General features: G+C 40.3%; 11 protein-coding genes. 6 read left to right on the top strand and 5 right to left on the bottom strand.

What is annotated here, in order from left to right; translation table 11 throughout:
* Positions 1 to 94: 94 nt before the first annotated feature.
* The gene (locus tag ACWNM1_RS05445; RefSeq protein WP_449600213.1) at positions 95 to 955 is read right to left on the bottom strand and encodes an AraC family transcriptional regulator; all 861 of its coding nucleotides are present in this window, start codon (positions 953 to 955) and stop codon (positions 95 to 97) included.
* A 268-nt stretch (positions 956 to 1,223) separates the two neighbouring features.
* Here ACWNM1_RS05445 and ACWNM1_RS05440 point away from each other — a divergent pair, with 268 nt between their 5' ends.
* The 3 genes from ACWNM1_RS05440 to ACWNM1_RS05430 all read left to right on the top strand — a co-directional run bounded on the left by ACWNM1_RS05440 (position 1,224) and on the right by ACWNM1_RS05430 (position 11,084).
* Positions 1,224 to 8,603, top strand: a complete 7,380-nt coding sequence (locus ACWNM1_RS05440; RefSeq protein WP_449600212.1) for an endo-alpha-N-acetylgalactosaminidase family protein — start codon at positions 1,224 to 1,226, stop codon at positions 8,601 to 8,603.
* 773 nt (positions 8,604 to 9,376) lie between these two features.
* The gene (locus ACWNM1_RS05435; RefSeq protein WP_449600211.1) at positions 9,377 to 10,303 is read left to right on the top strand and encodes an AraC family transcriptional regulator; all 927 of its coding nucleotides are present in this window, start codon (positions 9,377 to 9,379) and stop codon (positions 10,301 to 10,303) included.
* A 349-nt stretch (positions 10,304 to 10,652) separates the two neighbouring features.
* A complete protein-coding gene (locus ACWNM1_RS05430; RefSeq protein WP_449600210.1) occupies positions 10,653 to 11,084 on the top strand; it encodes a GNAT family N-acetyltransferase in 432 nt (143 codons plus the stop codon).
* A gap of 91 nt (positions 11,085 to 11,175) precedes the next feature.
* Here ACWNM1_RS05430 and ACWNM1_RS05425 read toward each other — a convergent pair whose 3' ends face one another.
* Positions 11,176 to 12,567: a SpoVR family protein gene (locus ACWNM1_RS05425; RefSeq protein ID WP_379422594.1), complete on the bottom strand. Its 1,392-nt coding sequence runs from the start codon at positions 12,565 to 12,567 to the stop codon at positions 11,176 to 11,178.
* 402 nt (positions 12,568 to 12,969) lie between these two features.
* On the opposite strand from ACWNM1_RS05425, the gene ACWNM1_RS05420 reads away from it, so the two are divergent.
* The 3 genes from ACWNM1_RS05420 to ACWNM1_RS05410 all read left to right on the top strand — a co-directional run bounded on the left by ACWNM1_RS05420 (position 12,970) and on the right by ACWNM1_RS05410 (position 15,971).
* Positions 12,970 to 13,638 (top strand): hypothetical protein, encoded by a 669-nt coding sequence (locus tag ACWNM1_RS05420; RefSeq protein ID WP_449600209.1) that lies wholly within the window; start codon positions 12,970 to 12,972, stop codon positions 13,636 to 13,638.
* A gap of 222 nt (positions 13,639 to 13,860) precedes the next feature.
* Entirely contained in the window at positions 13,861 to 14,463 is a 603-nt protein-coding gene (locus ACWNM1_RS05415) for a TetR/AcrR family transcriptional regulator (RefSeq protein ID WP_094870421.1), read from the top strand.
* Positions 14,464 to 14,480: 17 nt separating this feature from the next.
* Positions 14,481 to 15,971 (top strand): MDR family MFS transporter, encoded by a 1,491-nt coding sequence (locus tag ACWNM1_RS05410; protein ID WP_449600208.1) that lies wholly within the window; start codon positions 14,481 to 14,483, stop codon positions 15,969 to 15,971.
* 76 nt (positions 15,972 to 16,047) lie between these two features.
* On the opposite strand, the gene ACWNM1_RS05405 is transcribed toward ACWNM1_RS05410, so the two are convergent.
* The 3 genes from ACWNM1_RS05405 to ACWNM1_RS05395 are packed head-to-tail and all read right to left on the bottom strand — an operon-like array spanning position 16,048 to position 20,089.
* Positions 16,048 to 17,541, bottom strand: a complete 1,494-nt coding sequence (locus tag ACWNM1_RS05405) for an ABC transporter substrate-binding protein (protein ID WP_449600207.1) — start codon at positions 17,539 to 17,541, stop codon at positions 16,048 to 16,050.
* Positions 17,542 to 17,582: 41 nt separating this feature from the next.
* Positions 17,583 to 18,344 (bottom strand): response regulator transcription factor, encoded by a 762-nt coding sequence (locus ACWNM1_RS05400; protein ID WP_449600206.1) that lies wholly within the window; start codon positions 18,342 to 18,344, stop codon positions 17,583 to 17,585.
* Between the two features lie 2 nt (positions 18,345 to 18,346).
* The gene (locus tag ACWNM1_RS05395; protein WP_449600205.1) at positions 18,347 to 20,089 is read right to left on the bottom strand and encodes a sensor histidine kinase; all 1,743 of its coding nucleotides are present in this window, start codon (positions 20,087 to 20,089) and stop codon (positions 18,347 to 18,349) included.
* Positions 20,090 to 20,205: the final 116 nt, after the last annotated feature.

Raw genomic sequence — 20,205 nt, 5'->3', positions numbered from 1 at the left:
TAAGAATAACAGATATACAATGAAAATGAGCTACGCTCTAAGTCGATTATGACTGAGCAAGCTCATTTTTTTGTTATAGAGATACAATTATTAACTATATATCCTTCGTACGAAGATTTTTATATTCCTTTGGAGTAACGCCGCTGTATTTTTTAAATACGGTTGAGAAGTATTGTGCACTAGAAAATTGGAGTTTTGAGGATATTTCTGTGATGGAGAGTTCTGTATTACATATGTAATTCATGGCTTTATCAATTTTTGTGATACAAAGATAATCGTTCACCGATATATTCACGTATTGTTTGAAAATTTTCGATAGGTATCGGGTAGTTATGTTACAGTTGCTAGCGATATCGTCTAGTGTGATATTGTTTTCTACATTTTGTCTAATGAAATGGATAGCTCGAATTGCTATGGGATTATTTATTCTGAATACTTTACGAACACTTTTTTCAATCTCGCGAGATAATAGAAACAGTAATTCGTAGATATAAATATTTGCTAGCGATACGTGGTACATATTCACTTCAGTATTCACTTCTTCGCAAATACGCTCCACACATGAAAGAATCTGCTTCGTATATGGATGGAAGGTATAGGCTATATGTTTATCTGACATATAATGTAAAAATCTTATATAGTCATTAACTTTGGGGTCTGCCGCAATAAAGTTTTCTGGAGAAAAGTGAACTTGTAGAAAGACGGCTTCTTGATCTGAGTTTACATGAAAAGAGTGAATCATATGAGCGAAGATGACCATAATTTCACCTTTATGAACGGTAATCCTCTCACCATTAATAATGATGTCACATTCTCCTTCTTTCATTAAACAGATTTCCAGATTCTCATGGCAATGAGGTCCAAAAAAATAACCGGGCTTCAAGGTGCGCTCTAATGCATTATAGATTAATTCCTGATCAGACTCATGATATAAGAGATCAACAACTCGGTTCATAATAATCTCCCCTGATAGTTTTCAGACATTTGTGTAAAAATTCACCACTTATTATAACTCAGTGTAGCATTGAAACTATTAACTTTCCAGATCTAAAGTGGGGTGATGGATAGAATCACAATTGTTTTTAGTTCTGTATTTCAAACAGATTTTTCAATATGGGTTATATTTTGAAAGAATAAATCAAATAAAATTGTTAAAATCAAAAATGTAATTTGAAAGCGCTTTAATTAATATCGAATAGACTATTATAAGGGGGAAAGGTACGATGCATAAAAAAGGTAAGAATAAGATTTTTCGATTCATGATTTGGATGATGATTTTTTTGATGGTTACAAGTCAATCAATCATATATCCAAGAAGTATGTCTTATGCTGCTGAAGGAGAAATTGGTGACTCGTTAAGTGCAGTTCACGAACAAGTAATTAAAAGTGTTTCTCCAACCAGGGTTCAAACTTCTGTTGGTGAACCACCAGAACTCCCTTCGGTAGTACAAGCAGTTTACAGCGATGATTCCATCGGCGAAGTAATGGTTAGCTGGGATGAAATCGATCCTTTAAGTTATGCGAAGGTGGGGACTTTTAACGTAGAGGGAAATGTTAAAGCCTCAAATGTCAAAGCAGAAGCGACTATTACGGTAACGGATACACAAGAGGGCACAATTGAAGAGGCGGACATAGAGGACTTCTTAAATGACATAAAATTAAATGTTCCTGAGGGTCAAGGGGCACTATCGTATACGAATAATTATCAGTCAATGGAACCGGAACCAATGACGTTCGTTAAAGGAGCAGGAACAACTTCTGTAAATAATGGACTAACCATTGCGATAACTAAAGTGGATGGCGGTGGAGCGATTGCAACATGGGATAAAGCTCCATGGCTATCTGCAGGAATTATTGATACAACGATGCGCTATACAAGTTCAGTTTCAAGTAATGTTGGTTTTGTTATAGGATCAAATGATACAAATCAAGGGGTATCTATCCGTTACGATGCCAATACAGATTGGGTAATTCAAAGTCCGGATGGTTCAGGTAATTGGGAAGTATTCGAGGGTCCTGAACTGAAAACAGATATAGATTATCGAATACAAATCGGCTTTCATGGTACGAAGCTCGTGGTAATAGTTGACGGAGTGACATACTACAATAAGGATACGGATTTATTGAATCAGTCGACAGGGATTGGTCAGGTAGGTCTATATAAACGTTTTGCAACAGGAAATGTCTCTATTAAAGAGTTACGTATTGCAGGTGTAGGTACAAAAGATAAACCTTCAAACGTCATTGATTATGTTCAAGACTATGAAGATCCTAATTATATACCTCACTGGTCAGGTTTAAATGCTCAAGTAGTGACCGATCTTACGGGAAATAAAGTTCTTTCTCTGAAAAAAGGATCAAAAGAACGAGGTGTTGATCTAGATTCCCCACAGATTCAAGAGGGTACACTCTCGTTAGATTTCAAGCTGATTAATCCAGCAAAACTAGGTAGCGGTCAAGGCTTTGCGTTTGGTTTTAGAATGAATGAAACGGCGAGCATATTCAATGAGATTGGGGTTGACCCTAGCATCTGGATACCAGAGTCTAACTCGGGTTGGGGAAGTAAATTAAATATTCCTTACCCGATCCAAGGCAGATGGAATAATCTCATGTTCAATTTTAAAGGAAAAACAATCACGGTATTTTTGAATAAAAAAGAGATCGGTGATATTACTTTTGCGCAATTCTCAGAAGTAGCTGGGTACTTCGGTCTTCGAATTCGAAGTACGGTAGAATTGCAGATAGATAATATACACTATACAAATCAGATCATAAAACCCAAACAAATTATTCAGTATAGTAATGATTTTCAAGACAGTATAACAGGTGACTGGAGTAACGGTGCAACGTCTACCATTATTACAGAAGGCAGCAACCGAATTCTAAAGTTATCTGATCTGAACGGTGAAACATGGAATGCAGATGCTCCGCTCCTACAGAGCGCGACTTATATGGCTAGTGTGAAACCTACGAACACCAATATCGGATTTGCTATTGGTAACAATGCTCTTATTACATTTGATGGTACGAAATGGACTTTGAAAAAGGGTACCAGCATCATTGATTTTGTTGCATCTGGTACTAGTACTAGTAGTTCAAATCCTAAACCTTTCGTCTGGAATAAAATAGGTTTACAATATTCTGACTCCTCTGTAACCCTAAGCATTAACGGGGCTGAATTGTATGCAAGCTTACCGGCAGGCCAGCAATTTGGAGAAGGACGTTTTGGGGTGGTTGCTCAGGATACCATATATATCGATAATATTCTTTTTACCGAAGAGTTTATGGATATGAATACTTCTACACAAACGGACAAAATGATTTACGAGGAATATTATGAAGGTGATTCTCAGCCTAATTGGGATGGGTATCATGCGACACCGCAAGTTATAGATGGATATTTGACAGGGACTATTGATGCTGGAGCAACTGCTTTTAATAGAGATATAACAGCAGTATCTAATGGGATCTATCAAGTGAAAATGAAGAGTGATGGTGAAGTTGGTGTTAAACTGGGCAATATCACCATATATCAAGAGAGCGCGGGAAAATGGAAATATCTGTTGGAAGGTAGCGAAGCTGCCATTGGCAATGCTGATGGCATTGCAATAAGCAAAGATTATATTTTACGTGTGCAGGTCATTGAGAAGGAATTAAGCCTATATATAAATGGAGTATTGGTCGGTAATGTACCAGTATCTGCATATTCACCAGGAGCATTTGGGTTATATAATACAACTGATGCTGCAATTAAGGTGAATGTAGATGCAATAACCGCAGAAGAAATCAGAGTATACCAACCGAATTATTCGGCACAGAATTGGGGCTCTCTGGATAGTAGTAATCCGGTGGTAGAGAGTAACGGAGATGGTCAAATTCAATTGAACATGCCAGGTGTAGCACTAGCCGTGGATAAGGATAGCCCTAAATTGATGGATCAGAAAGTTACTTTTGATTACAAAACAAATGTAGACGCTGGAGCAACTGGTGGGCGATATGGATTTATATTAAGAGGATCCACGGATAGCGCATATGTATCGGTTAATCATGACATTAACGGCGTTTGGAAATTATTCGCAAATGGGAACGAGGCTACTTTCTCAAACTCATTTGAGATGCTAGCCGATACACTTTATCATATCGAACTTCGTTTAGTAGGAACTACCATAAGCTTCAAGATTACGGACCCAGGTGGTGTGACAACGGATATGGGATCGGTATCTGAAGAGGAAATGACTATGCAGCCAGGTTGGCTTGGACTTCGATCTTGGTATGGAAGTAAGAAGATGACGGTGAGCAATGTAAAGATGGTAGAGCTAGAGTCACTACCTAAGCTTCAGGTTGCCTCAGAGACAGATACGATCACTAAAGATGGTTTAAATGTTACAGTATATAAAGATTTCCCGGGTATTGTTGAATATCAAGTTGATGAACGTAAACTACAGGCTAGCGAGGAGCAAACGAATAGTCTGAAGATCAACAATATGGATTATGTGCCTCGCACCATATCTAATAAAGAGAGCGATAGTAAGTATCAGTATACAATGATGATTGACGAGATTGGTGTTGTCATCGAAGCACATATTGAGGCAAAAGCGAATCATGTCGTACGTTTTGAAATTGATAAAATAACTGAAAAACCGGATGGGTTTGTTGTCCGTTCGATTCAAATTAACAATTCTCTAATCCATGTGAATAGCGCTATGGAAAATGCAACGTATGCATGGAGTAAATCGGATGGAGCATGGCATGGATTAACAGAAGAACTGGTCGATAACATGAATCTCATGAAACAGAGTAGCGCTTCAGGCGTTACGATGGCTATGGTGAGCGGAAATGGCTTGGGAGCATCGATTGAAGACAATGTAATCAGCGGTGGCAATAAACTGATTGTGACCACGGAAAAGAAACCACTTGTCAATAAAGTGACAGTGAAGCCGGGTACTTGGACGTATCGCCATCTTCAAAGTAATGAAACGGAAGAACTGCCTTGGTATGAGGTAGTTGTGACGAATGATCGTAATAATGACGGTAAAACAGATTGGCAGGATGCAGCTGTTGCTTATCGGACGAATATTTATAAGGAGCCATTTGGTGCTCGAGATATGCAGAACAATATGATGTACATCGCATTCAACTTTGCTAGCCAGGCAAATGATCCTTTCTTGAATTCGTTGGATACGGGTAAAATTCTGTACAATTATACAGATGGCTTTGGGCAGATGATTCTTCATAAGGGGTATCAGGCAGAGGGCCATGATGATGATATTCCATCCTATTCCAACATTGGTGTGAGGCAGGGTGGATTGGATGAATTAAACTATCTCATCAATGAGGGCGATAAGTATAATCTTAACGTGGGTGTTCATCTCAATGCAACAGAGTATCAACTTGATGCTAACGAGCTGAATTATTCCAATTTAAATGGTGCATCATCAAAAGGACCAACAGTAGATCGTCTCTCCGGAGGTTGGGATTGGATTGATACGTCTTATTATGTTGATCAGACGAAGGATGTCTTGAGTGGCAATCTAGAGTCACGTTTCAAAAATTTATATAATCTGACCAAGGATTCTTCCAACCCGAATGATCCTACATTAGACTTCTTCTATATTGATGTGTATACAGGCAATGATTACAATGCCTATAAATTGCTGCAATACGCTAATAACCTTGGACTAAAGGTAGGAACGGAATTTGCTGGTCCATTAGAGCCCGGTGTGGATTTTGTTCACTGGGGTCCGGATTTAGGATATCCGAATAAGGGGAATTCTAGCATTCTATCAAGAATAGTGAAGAATAATCTAGATATTTTCGTTGGAAATGCCTTATTCAAAGGACAAAAAATACCAGGTGTGACAACATGGGGAGATTCCAAACCGGATGTGCAGCAAGGTGTAACCGTATTCTTCAATGAAGTATTACCTACGAAGTTCATGCAACATTTTGGTGTTATGAAATATGAAGAGGATCAAATTACGTTTGATAATGAAGTGATCTCTAAGAGAAATAAATTAACGAATATGATTGAGTTATCTAAAAATGGCAAGCTCATATCTTCTTGGAAAGATACGGGGACGACAACAGATGAATCAGAGCGTCATACTGGTGAAGCGAATTCGTTAATTCCTTGGGTTTGGGATATGAAGACCAATAAGATCTTGGGTGTAAACGAAGGTGCAAGACTATATCACTGGAATACAACAGGCAACGCGACAACTTGGCAGTTGACGAATGAATTTAAAGATGTGAGCCAATTCAATATGTATGAGCTGACACAACAAGGCAAAGTGTTAGTCGATACAGTTGTTGCTCATGATGGATCTCTCACGATAAATAAGGCTAAGAAGAATACACCTTATGTGCTTTATCCTACATCAGCGGATGCTCTAGTATTGGTCCCTGCTGCAACAAATTGGGGTGAAGGCAGTCTTATTAAGGATTTCGCCTTTAATTCTGAGCAATTGAATGTTCCAGGTTCCTGGACAGCTGATGATCTAAGTAATATTACAATCAAGACAGTGCAAGGTGATCGCGAATACGATACCAGCAAAGAAATGAACAAATCGAATTGGAATAAATACGCTGAGGTTGGAAACAAAGCGGGTATCTTGTCTCAGGAAATTAATGGACTACAGCCTGGTGAGGATTATACTGTCGGGGTGTGGACTCAGACGGAGAAAGGAAGAATATCTTCTCTGCAGGTTACAATTAACGGTAAAACCTATTCTAATCATGTGACAGGGCAGGACGGTATCCATAACTCATCCTTCAAGTATGTCGATACAAATTGGCAGAGAATGAATGTTGAATTTAAGGTTCCTGAAGGTGTTACTACTGCAACAGTGAAGTTGCTAGCTGATTCAGGAGTTGGTACAGTACAATTTGATGATGTTCGTATTTGGAAGCATACGTCAGTGGAGAAGGATCCTACGAATAAAAATTATGTTGTGTATGAGGATTTCGAGAATGTGTATGAAGGTTGGGGTCCATTTGAGTATGGTGGTGGGTCTAGACAAATTCATATTGCAACTGACCAAAGTAATCCACACGATAACAATCCTATCGTTCAGGCAGCTGAGAACAAAGTTGGTCCTGTGATGACTTGGGTTCTGAATGGTGAAAACTCACTAAAAATGAATGAAACAGATGTGGGTAAACTCATTAAAACAAACGAATCTAGCGTGAAATTGAAGCCAAATAAAGAATATGAGTTAGGATTTATCTATACTTCAGAAACGAATGTTGGTTATGAAGTGTCGGTACAATCACGTTCTTCAAAAGAGATTGTATTAAAGGAAACGCTAGGTAATTTAACCAATCCAGGCAATAAAGCTGGAGAAAATGGCGGTTATATCCGATTCAAGCAAAGCTTTACAACCGGTAATCAGGATGATTATCAAGTAATTTTCAAAATGATTACCAAAGGTTCGGGAAAAGCTACATCTGATTTTGCTTTTATTCTAGATGATTTTTATATTAAGGGAAGTAATCTAGACATCTCTAAAGATCTTCTTCAACAAACGATTACCGAGGCAGCAGCATTAAAGAGTTCAGATTATTCATCTGAAACCTGGGCAATAGTTGCGACTGCTCTGGATAAAGCGGAGAAGATTCTGAAGGACCCTAGCGCTACGATTACTTTACTAGATGAAATGCGAGTAGAGCTTGAAAATGCAATAAAAAGTCTTGTATTCGCTCTTAGCATTGTAGCTATAGAGGATGTAAAGATTGAAACAGAAGTTGGCTTGGCGCCGAAACTGCCTACGGAAGTAACTGTGAGCATGACCAATCATACAACACAGAAAATGTTGGTTGTATGGGATGCGATTCATTCTTCGAGTTATGCGCAAGCGGGGAGTTTCCAAGTGAAAGGCACGGTTGCTGGGACTGATATGAAAGCAATAGCGTTTGTAACGGTCAAAGCAAAGGAAAGTAATCAATCAGGGACAGATTCTGGTAATGTTTCTAACCCAAGTTCAGGTGCGAAACCGGAGACTACTCCAAATTCAGGAACGGGCTCAGATCAAGGATCAGAAACCAAACTTAAATTCTTTGTTGATACCGTGGGTCACTGGGCAAATAAGGATATTGAGGCTTTGGTGAGTAAAGGTATCTTGAGGGGTATAACAGATCAGAATTTTGCTCCGGACAAGACGATTAACCGTTCTGAAATCGCAGCGATACTGGCACGAGCTCTAGGTCTTGAAGTAAAAGGATTAACGTCATTTAAGGATGTGCCGCAAGATAAATGGTACAGCGATAGTGTTATTGCTACAGCAGATGCTGGGTTGCTTAAAGGGTATGTAGGTAATTTGTTTGATCCGATGAAGCCTCTAAGCCGTCAGGAAATGGCAGTTATTATGGCAAGAGTGCTTGAATTGAAGGGAAAATCACCTAAAGTATCAGATGCTACGCAAGCTGTACTAGCTACGTATATAGATGCGGATCAGGCAGGTATATGGTCTAAGCAGGCATTGGCTACTTGCATCGAATTGGGTCTAATCCAAGGGACCCCGGATCATAAACTCAATCCGAAGAGTAATTTGACTCGTGCGGAAGCTGCAGTCATGATCAGCAGATTATTAACGTATTTAGGTTAGGAATATTCAATCGAATTGTTAAAAGTGAAACAGGCATTCGTCTACTCTTTCCAAGACACCGGATGAAGTATATGGGAAGCTTACTGAATCGATAGGGTAAATTGCATACATTATTCAGTTGAATCAAAGCAACCGTGTTCTCAATAGAGAGCAAGGTTGCTTTTTTGTTGAATGTCACACTGAAATTGATCGTCTACCATTGAGCGTTGAGATTCATTTCTATTATTTACTTCACTTTTTCCTACTAAGTACACTCTATTTTCGCACGCGAGGCTTTTAAATCATTCGCTACACTTGATGTTGAATATCCACTAACTTTGAAGCAAAGGGAAGGAGGGCTACGTAGCTGAACTAGCCTGTGAGGTGCTGAAGAATGAAGGCTTTGAGGTTGATGACCATTATAAGTATTGTGGAATTTCGGTAATAAGGGCGGATTTATTTTTGGAGAAATAAGGAGGATGGGTTAGATGATAAGACGACGCATCAGCTGCACGGATCCTCAGCTACACAGGGGAATCTGAGTGTCTATAGTAGTAGTGGGGCTAAGTTAATAACGACTAAAGCTTTGGATATCGGAACTGAACCGAATAAGTATGAAATTCAATTCACCCCATCAAATGAAGATAATGGATTACAAGATCTGCGCTTGGTATGGAGTATTGAAGGTAGTCCGCCGCTTCATCCCTTTTTTTTGCGCTTATTAAAGAGAATGAATAGGGGGTGAACACAGCTCAGCAAAACAGGAACAATCCTCCTCGCTTGCAGTTGATATAATGAAATCACCGTACGGGGGAAGGCTGGTGCTGCACTTGAATTACAGTAAAGATATAGAAAAATGTGTTGAATATATTGAAGCTCATATCAAAGAAAATATAACAGTGGAAGAAATAGCCGCTGAGGTTGGATATTCGGTGTATCATTTTTGCCGAGTGTTCAGCTTATGCAAGGAAATGTCCGTGATGGAATATGTGCGGAGCCGGAAATTATCTTTAGCGTCCATTGAATTGTTTGCCGGTAGAAGAATCATTGATATCGCACTGGACTATGGTTTTGAGACACAAAGTGGTTTCACTAAGGCCTTTCGTAAGGCTTTTGGCTATAGCCCGACACAGTATGCCGCACGGATGGACGGATTTACTAAAGGAACAACACTATTTGAAATCGGAGGTTTTATAATGAACCCTGTTATTGTTCGCAAGCCTGCATTTAAGGTCGCTGGGTATGGGATCCAAACTAATGTTGCTGGAAGTATGTACACCAAGGATATTGCATCTTTTTGGAGTCATTATGAGGGTGAGAATCTGGAGTCCAAAATGTATAAAATACTAAACCCGCCTAAACACGGAGAAGTCGGCTTATGTATTCCTTCCTCAGATAATGGTAATGCGACTTATCTTCTAGGTGTTATTGTAGAGGACTACTCCAAGGTGGAAGATGATATGTTGACGATGGATGTGCCAGAAGCCGAATATGCTGTGTTCACAACGCCGCCAGTGGATACATCAACCGATACAGAGCAAATACAGTTTGCACAGGTTATAAAAAGCACATGGAAGTACATCTTCGAAGAATGGTTTAAGGATAGTGGCTATGATTATGATGATAGTAAGCTGGATTTCGAATTCTATGATGAACGCTGCCACTCGCGGCCGGATACGGTGATGGAGATTTATGTTCCTGTGAAAAAATCGACCGAATGATGTGTAAGGGCAAATGCTGCTCGGTGATGATCGTAACTTCGGGGAATGTTTGGACTTTCGGTCGCTGTTGTCTCTGGATTTATTGATTATTCCTTAGCGGATTAAATCCAGATACAAAGGCGAACGCTACGCTCCTACAGTTCCAAACTTCCCCTACGTTACTTTTACCTCAGCAGCATTTGCAAAGTTCAATTATTCAGTCGATACGGGGTGTCGACGCAAGAAGGTCCGCAGCGGGTTATACGCTGCGGGCTTTCTCATTTATTGTAGGTTGATTGACGCTTATCCCCTCCCGTAGTCTAATAGATTAAATAGACGTGTAATTTGATAATATTGGGGGATGAAACAGATGATTAGAGAAGCAAAAGTAGAGGACTGGAAAGACATATCCGAATTATTAGAGCAGTTGGGTTATCCAGAGACAGAAGCATTCATGCAAGAAAAAATAGAAAAGCTAGTCCTGCATCCGGATGAGGAATTATTAGTTTTCGAGGAAGATCATAAAGTAGTCGCTTGCATTTCCATGCATTACATACCTCAATTAGGGCTCACAGGGGATACTGCAATTATAAGCTATCTTGTGGTAAGTAATGCCATTAGGAGCAAGGGTATTGGACGGATGCTTGAGGAATATTGCACTAATTTAGCTAGAAAAAGAAACTGTGACCGAATTCAAGTTCATTGCCACTCTAGAAGAACAGATGCGCATAGATTTTATGCCCGACAAGGATTTACTGAGGCTCCGAAATATTTCTCAAAGATGTTAAATGAATCCGAATAATCAACAGACCAAATAAAGAGCGGCAGACCCGGGACGCACTACGCGTCCAGTTCTGCCGCTTTGTTTTTCAAGTTATAGAGCCTTATTCTCTTTAAATAAACTTCCGCTGCACCTTCTTGCCATCATACGAAAACCGAGCCTTTTTATCCTCCACGACGGTCTGCAGATGAACAGTGCGCCCCCATAATGAGTAGATATGCGGGAGTGTGCGCTCCAGATACTTTAGATCCAGCTCGATACTTTCATAGCGGTGGGTGATAAATAACTCGCCATTCTTCTCAAAGTCGGCATCCTCTATGACCAAGTAAGGTGACCCGCCATTGACTCGAGCGAGCACTAGTTGATCCCGTACATTTTCCCATGCTTTGTCGGTGATTTTCCATTCCGGACCTTTTTTCTCAAAAACATAAAGATCGAGGTCGTTCACCAGTTCCTTGGACAGATAACTGCGGATAAAAGAAGTATCAGACTCCAACTCGCGAACCTCAAATATTTTCTCGCGGTCCCAGCGGCGTTCGATGTCTTCGAAGATTTTTAGACCAAGATAGTATGGATTCAGGCTTTGCCGTGAAGGCTGCACGACGGAGGAATTTAGTTTAGCGTATTCTACGGTTTCTTCTTCGGTCAGATCCAGTTCACGGACGATGCGCTGATGCCAGTACGAAGCCCAGCCTTCGTTCATGATCTTCGTCTCCATTTGTGGCCAGAAGTAGAGCATTTCATCATGAAGCATCGTCATAATGTCGCGCTGCCAATCCTCCAAGACGGTGGAATATTGCTGGATGAACCAGACAATATCTTTTTCCGGCTCAGGTGGGAACGCACGATTTCCGGATGATGCTTCCTGTGGTCCAGAATTGCTCTTGTCTAGATTCCATAACTCGTCGTACGGATTAGCAGGTTTGGAGCCACCCGGAGGGGCATCCTTGAGTTCCTTCATTTTGGCTTCCAGTAGATGGGTCTTACCTAGCTTGCGCGGCTGAATCAGGCTGGGATCTATATGCTCTTGAATGGCCAGCACCGAATCAATGAATTTCTCCACAGCATCGGTACCGTAGGTTACTGAATAGCCGGCGATTCGGTCCGCAGTAGCTGACATACTCTCGACCATATCCCGGTTGGACATGGAGAATCGCATATTATTTTTGAAAAAATCGCAGTGCGCCAGCACGTGAGCTACGATCAGTTTGTTCTGAATCAGCGAGTTTCCGTCGAGCAGGAAGGCATAACAAGGGTTGGAGTTAATGACAAGCTCGTATATTTTACTCAGCCCGAAATCGTATTGGGATTTCATTTTGTGAAACGTCTTTCCGAAGCTCCAATGACCAAATCGAGTCGGCATTCCATAAGCGCCGAATGTATAAATAATATCTGCGGGGCATATTTCATAACGCATGGGATAAAAATCCAAACCAAAGCCGGTGGCGATCTCTGTAATTTCCGCAATTGCCCGTTCCAACGCATTAATTTCTTCGCTTGGCATGATTCTGTTGCTCCTTCCTATAATTCTGTAGATCCAACCTGAATAAACCCTCACGAAATGGGGTTTGGCTTCAAATAGATGGGTCGATCAATGTAGTTCATATTATGTATATGGATAGGAGAAGGGCATTATGACGACAAGGGAAATGTGAAGGTTTTTCTAAGCTCGTGTAGAAGAGTTACTCATTTATTATGGGGGGAGTTCTGGTGGATGTCGCTTTGTACCAGAGGGAAATACACAATATTACGGCCATCAAGTGCCTATAGCCATTCTAGCCTTCTGTTTATACAGTTATTAAAATACCATCATATTTATTATCGTAGAGAATATACTTTCCAAAGCCATAGAAGACTTGTTGTCAGGAGTTGTTATGGCAAACGAATAGTGGAAGGTGATTGCGATATGACAAGAAAATATCCGGAACGAGTTACGGCTTCTATGATTCGTGTGATCCATGTTAATGAAGTCTTGTTAATACGTCATTCTACAGAAATACAATTTGGGGACTCTAAGGAACTGCTTGGTATGGTAGTTATGACTAACCCAGGTAGTTTTGAATTTAATAGAAATTCAGGATGGAATGCGTTTAAAAATGGGAAAGATCCAGAAGATGAATTTAAAGCTGCTAGTACTCCTGACTTAACCATGCGTAATATTATAAAAGCTATAAGGAGCGGTTATGAAGGACGTCCTGAACCGAGTGGGATAATGCGTGTTTATAATCTTTCGAATGTCCGTCAACCTAATGGCGGGAAGGCAGAGGAATATCATGAACTAGCTAAGAAAGTCCTTCCCAATGAGAGACTTTACTTGCTGGAGGATCCTATAACACATTCTCGAGAGGCATTTCTGGATGAATGTAACAGATCGAGCTTTGTAATTATGGGATTTGTAGACAGGGTATTTGACAAAAAGATGGAGCAGGTTATAGATTGGTCAGAAAATATAAAGCATCGACGAGTATGCGCCGTTGATAACAAAGGACGCTTATCACATCCTAGACGATGGATAACGGAGCCCTACTTAATGAATAAGGCAATAGCGTCATTACAAGCGGTATTAAGAGATTGAACACGTTATTCACCCTATAACAAACACAATCAGCCGGCGAGATATATTCTCGGCCGGTTATTTTTGCTCTTCAAATTTAAGCCCTGCATCGCATGTTTCCGTCTTTGTTGAAAACAGTAGGGGTATTTTCTGAAATTTCCATTGACGCGTATTAAGTTTTCAAGGTATATTAATCATTGTTTTAAACACTGTTTAAATGAATGTAGAGTTGAGGAGAGTTATATGACGAAGGAGAAGATTTTGGACGCCACATTGCAATTGATAAAGTCTGAAGGGATTGATAGTGTCACCATTCGGAAAATTGCTAGTGAAGCGGGCACTAATGTAGCGCTGATTAATTATTATTTCGGGTCGAAAGAAAAGCTTATTCATGAAGCAATGAAGATGATTCTAGAAACATTCCGCTCAGCGTTTGACATATTTGATGTGGTGGAGCATCCGCCAATCGAACGGTTGAAACAATTCATTTTGACATACGCTTCATTTCTTCAAGACTATCCTGATTTGCTTAAGCGAATTCTTGGCCATGACCCATTGTTTGAATCGGTGGCCGAATATGTACATTTTATGAAGCAACAAGGGTTCGAAAAATTAAGGGCAGTCATGACAGAAGTGACAGGTATAACAGATCCAAAGACTTTATTGTTGATGACACAGCATATGTTTGCTGCCATTATGTCACCGTTCACCAAAGTTAATCCTGCTGCTAAATGTCAGCCGAACGATCGCATTCAATCGTCTCTACTCGATATCCCTTTATCGATTGAGGAGAGCATCGACTTGTTTTTCGAGCATTATTTTCACAAATATTCAGTCAAAATTTAGAAAGCAGAGGTATCACAATGACATCAAATGCTGCAACAAAACCCCTCACGCAGGAAGGCGACACATTCTCCCTGAAAGCTATTCTGCCACCTCTGCTTGCGATTATCGTTGGTATGATTATGGTTATTCTCGATAGTACAGTTGTTAATAATGCAATTCCAAAATTAGTGGAATATTTCAATACAGATCTAAAGACGATTCAATGGGCAATAACGGGGTACACATTAGCACTATCCGCAGTCATTCCACTTGCCGGGTGGATGACAGATAAATTTGGCGCAAAGCGAATTTTCCTTATAACGATTGTCATGTTCACTTTAGGGTCACTTCTATGCGGCTTAGCACAATCACCCGAGCAACTGATTTTATTCCGTATTATTCAAGGTCTAGGCGGCGGTATGGTTGCTCCGATCGGGATGGCCATGGTATTCAAATTAGCTCCGCCTGAACGTCGCGGCTCTATTATGGGTGTTCTCGGGATTCCGATGTTGATGGCACCGGCTTTTGGTCCTGTAATTTCCGGTTATCTTGTCGATTATGTGAGCTGGCACTGGATCTTCATTATCAATTTGCCAATTGGCATCTTGGCCTTTGTTCTGGGTAAGAAATATTTACCGAAGACTGAGCCGCAGAAGTCAACACATCTTGATATTCTCGGGATGTGTCTTGCGCCGATCGCGTTCGCTATGCTTGCTTATGGTGTGAGCGAAGGGGGAACAGATTGGTCTTCAACAGGTGCGATTACAGGCTTAACCATCGGTGGTATCGCATTAATCTTGTTCATTATAGTGGAGCTTAGACAGAAGTATCCATTGCTCGAACTGAAGGTGTTTAAATCATCTGATTTCACACGTGGTATTATTCTTACTTGGATCGTACAGATGGCATTGTTCGGAGCTACACTGATGATTCCTTTGTATTTACAGAATATTAAAGGTTATACCGCACTTCATACCGGTTGGATCGTGATGCCGCAAGCGTTGTGCGCGGGTCTTATGATGCCGATTAGTGGTAGGCTGTTTGATAAAATTGGAGCGCGTCCATTAGCATTTTGTGGGTTGAGTGTTATCGCCACAGCGATGTTTATACTCTCTACGGTAAATGTGGATACACCGATTTGGATGGTTATTGTCGCGGTGTGTGTGATGGGGTTAGGTATGGGGTCAACCATGATGCCACTCAATACACATGTATTAAACTCAGCTCCACGTGATTTGGTTAGCCGTGTGACGCCGTTGACCTCAGCAGCTCAACAGGTTGTCGTATCGTTTGCAGTAACAGGTCTTACAGCTTATCTGACTTCTCATACAAATACTCACATGGCTACAATCGGAAAGACAGGAAATCCGCAGACCGCTTTAGTAGCTGGCTTTGGAGATACCTTTCTTCTGACCGCTTGTATCGTAAGTGTTGGTATTGTTATGTCGCTAATCCTTCGCAAGCCGAAGATGCAGCAAATTGAAAAAATCAGTGAAGAGGTAGATCCAGCGATGATGATGGGTCACTAATCTTATAAAAGCCCCCCAAGAAGGTCACTTTATCTTAAGTGTCTCTCTTGAAGGGGCCTTTTTTTATAGTACTTTCCTATTCCCGCCAACGATCCAATTGCTTCTGGATTTTCGTACGTACTTTATCAATACCTGCTTCATGAAGTTCATGGTTGAATTTGGGAAGTATGGTATCGACATCGACACTGCCAGTCATAAGACTTGGATAATATTTGCGCCAGACAATCTCAATGTTGTCAATTTGTTCATCGACCTCTGACAGATCGGGAGTAAAGCCCAGTACTTCAGACTCCACAACCTGGGAGTTGTAGATGCGGAATTGTTCCCATTTGTTTAGTGGGTCAGGGTAGCTTCCACCTAATGTATTTAAGATAAACCAGTTTCCCTGAGTGTATTGTATGCCAGTGTAGCCGCCGTTCGCCTTAGGAAGCGGATTTCCTTGACTGTCTTTTGTCGAAATTAGGATAACCTGGTCATTCTGATCCAGCGTATAATGAACGCCTTCAATGCCGTATTGAAATAAGTTACGTAGTTCAGGATCGGTATTCAATAGGTTTAGAAATTTGATGCTCTCCACAGGATGCTTCGTATTTGCATTCACAACCATCATCCCTCCGCGTACGGCTTCCGTAGTTGCCACCTCGGGTGTTACTGGATTGGTTACAATTTTATATCCCAGATCTTCACTCCAGACGCTCTCAGAGAGTGGACCGCCACTACCGGATTCCCAAAATACCTTTAGACCACGTTTCAAACTTCCTGGTTCTCTCAAGGCGGCATCTTGATTAATGAACCCTAATTGGTAATAACGTCTTAGCGTATCTAATATATGCTTGGCTTCACGGGTTTCGAAGATATTGACCACGGGAGCTGTAGGATCCAGAGATTGGATCATTAATGGGAGTCTGTTGTCCCCTATATATTCGTAGCCGTACATAGCAAAAAAATTGTGTGAGTCTCGATCAAGCTCCATGGGTAAATAATCGGGTTCATTTTTTTGTATCATGCGAAGCAGCGGTTCAAGCGATTCCAGTGTGTTATATTGGTTAACTTCAATATTGTACTTTTTTACCAGAGAATCAGGATACATCCAATGCTCACGCACAGCCAATTCTTTGTTGGTGGGGACACCATAGATAAACCCGTCATCCATCTTGGCCCCTTTCCAAAAGATGGGGTCAATCGCAAGGTACATTTCTTTGGCTAGATTCGTGAAATAGTTATCTAATTTAAGCCATACTCCACGATTTGCGTATTTGGCATAATCCGGAGCAAACGCAATATCAAAAGGGCTGTCAGAGGAGATCATTGTATTCATGCGATCATCATATTCCTGCCAACCAATTTTATTGTAGGTTATGGTAATTCCAATTTTTCTCATCAATATCTCGTTAATTTTGTCGTTAACAAGGGCAAGATCCTTATCAGGATCACCAATTGTATAATAAATCAGATTTACAGTGGGTTCTGCATTAAAGTTTGCAGCGTTCAAATTCTGCTTGGTGCAGCCAGTTAACAATGTAATGAACAGCAGAATAATGCTACAGATGAAGCAGCTATATCTATTCATGACACGGCCCCCCTAAATCACTTTGCAATATAGATCCAGCCTTAACTTTTCATCCGTAAACTTGAGGGAGAGGTACCAAAATGATTTTGAAATTGTGTATAAAAATAGTTCAGGTTGTTATATCCAACAGAAAGGGCAATCCAGTGTATTTTCTCATTAGTCGTTTGGATGAGCTCTTGTGCACGATGCATGCGATAGCTCATTAAATACTCTGAGAACTTCATATTTGTTTCTTTAATGAAGATTTGTCCAAGATAGGTGCTGTTCATTTGAAACCGGTCTGCGACGGATTTTAATGAAATATTATGAGCAAATTCTGTTTTAATCATAATTAAAATACGATTGACCAGCTTTGAGAAGGCATCGTAATGTATTCCCAATACTGGATCAATACTCATGGAGTCAGCATTCACATCTTTAATCGTGCCATGTAAATCTTCGATTATTATTTTTTCAATGACCTCCTGCAGCTTGATTCGATCCACAGGCTTTAATAGGTAATCCTTTACTCCGCAACGAATGGCCTGTTGGGCATATTGAAAGTCACTATAGCCGCTTATAATAATATATTTGGTTGGAAGGTTCACTTCATTTAGCTTTTGGATAGCATCATACCCTAGATTCTTGCCAATACATACATCGATAATAGCGATATCAGGCACTAAATCTACAGCTTTAAATACGGCATCTTCAGTGGAATCACTGGTTTCTATTTGTTTAAACCCGTAATGCTCCCAATCCAGAATACGTTTCATACCTTCCAAAATCTGAGGTTCATCATCCACAATCAAAAGTTTGTACAAATCTAATCACCTCTCTTAGAAATCTGTACAGAGATTTTGACACCAGCTTCATCGTTGTTCTCAATACTAATCGAGAAATCGTCTTGATAGAAAAAATTAAGCCGGGCATAGACATTATATAATCCAATGCTTTTGGTGGCATGGTCATGATTACTCGAGAGGATTCGTCTGATGGCAGTTAACCGTTCTTCATCAATTCGTACGCCATTGTCAATGAAATCCAGTCTATAGAAGTCTTCATCTTCCCAACCAGACACGATAAATAAATTAAATTCCTTATTTATATCAAACCCATGGACAAAGAAGTTTTCTGCCAAGGGCTGCATCCAGAACTTCACAGTAGAAAGAGCAAGAATAGTATCTTCAACATCAATTTGGTAAAAAAAGTGCTCAGGATATTTAAACTCCATAATTTGCAGGTATTTTCGTAACAGCTCTAGTTCACTACCTATTGAAATAATATTTTCTTTCTTAACAATTTCTCGATACAACGCTCCTAAGGTTGCAATCGCATCTGCGGTAGGCTCATTCTGATGAACCAATGCAGTAGATCGAATAACCTCCAAGGTATTATAAAGAAAATGTGGGTTGATTTGATGTTGAAGCGCTTTCATTTCTGCTTCCTGCTGTTTTAACTTAAGTAAGTATTCATTTCGAATATATTTGTCTAATTGGTGTATCATATCGTCGACTTCTCGAGCAATCATACCATATTCATTCATACGATAACGTGCAGGTTTATTGGGGGTGAAGTCAGCAGTTTTCGCACGTTTGATTGACTGTATAATACGGTGCAGAAATCGCGAATCATCACGAAGGTTGTAGACTACGAGCAGTAGTACACAGATCATAGCGGTAAAGACGATCATAAATATATTGAGCAACACCGTGCTATGCTGACTTATTAGTGCAGCCAAGTCTACTGTACTAATAAATCGATAATTGTATTTGGTAGATGTAAAGGTAACAAAGAAAATGGGAATATATCCTTTATATACGATAAAGCCATGATTATTATTATTTGCAACCGCTTGTTGGGTGATTTCTTTCGTCATGGATTTATTGTTACCAATATTGAATATCTCCCCGGTAGAGGGGTTGATTACAGCCGCATTACCGAGTTGATAATTATTTGCGATACTGAATATTCGCTTGCTGCTGATCTGAAAGCGGATTTCCCCTGCTTCCGTAGCGCTTTGATTTAGTTTTTTGCGAGAGACGAAGCCCTTCTGTATACTTTCATCGAAGATTTCGTCAGTATTTGGAACACCAAACTGGAAGCTAGGAATGCCAAAACTATTAAAATGGATAACATTTCCGTAATCCTTGGAATGAACGCTGATCTGAGTAATGTCTCCCTGTGCCCAGCTGTATAGATAAGTTTTAATATCCTCAGGAAAAGAGAGAAGTGATTGTGATGAATAGGGACTATTCTCCAGTCTTTTAGTCAGATACCCTTCAACGGAAGGGCTCATGAAATAACGGACGTCTTTCATCAGATCATGATTGAAATACAATCTTTGCATGTAAGCTTCAATCCGATCGGCATCATTCTGAAAGTTGTTTTCAATGCGGGAAAAGGCATTCGCACCTTCAATCCGCGCGTTACCAATCCATTGATTAACAAGGATCGCGCTGGTCATAGTGCCCAGTGTTAACCCAATGGCTAGAATGAAGATAAGGTAAGCCCAAAATTTATTGCGATATATTTTAATGTGAAAAAAAGAACTCCTCCAAAACTTCATTCGTAATGCCCCCTAAGGTCAGACACTTAATATAGAGGAATAAGTCTCTCGTTGCTATGGTTGAGAGCGCTTATAATTCACTGTAAATATATATGAAGTATAACATTAGTTCAAAT

Source organism: Paenibacillus sp. Marseille-Q9583 (genome assembly GCF_976954365.1).
Note: the sequence above shows the minus strand (reverse complement) of the source record. Positions and strands in the feature narration are given on the sequence as shown.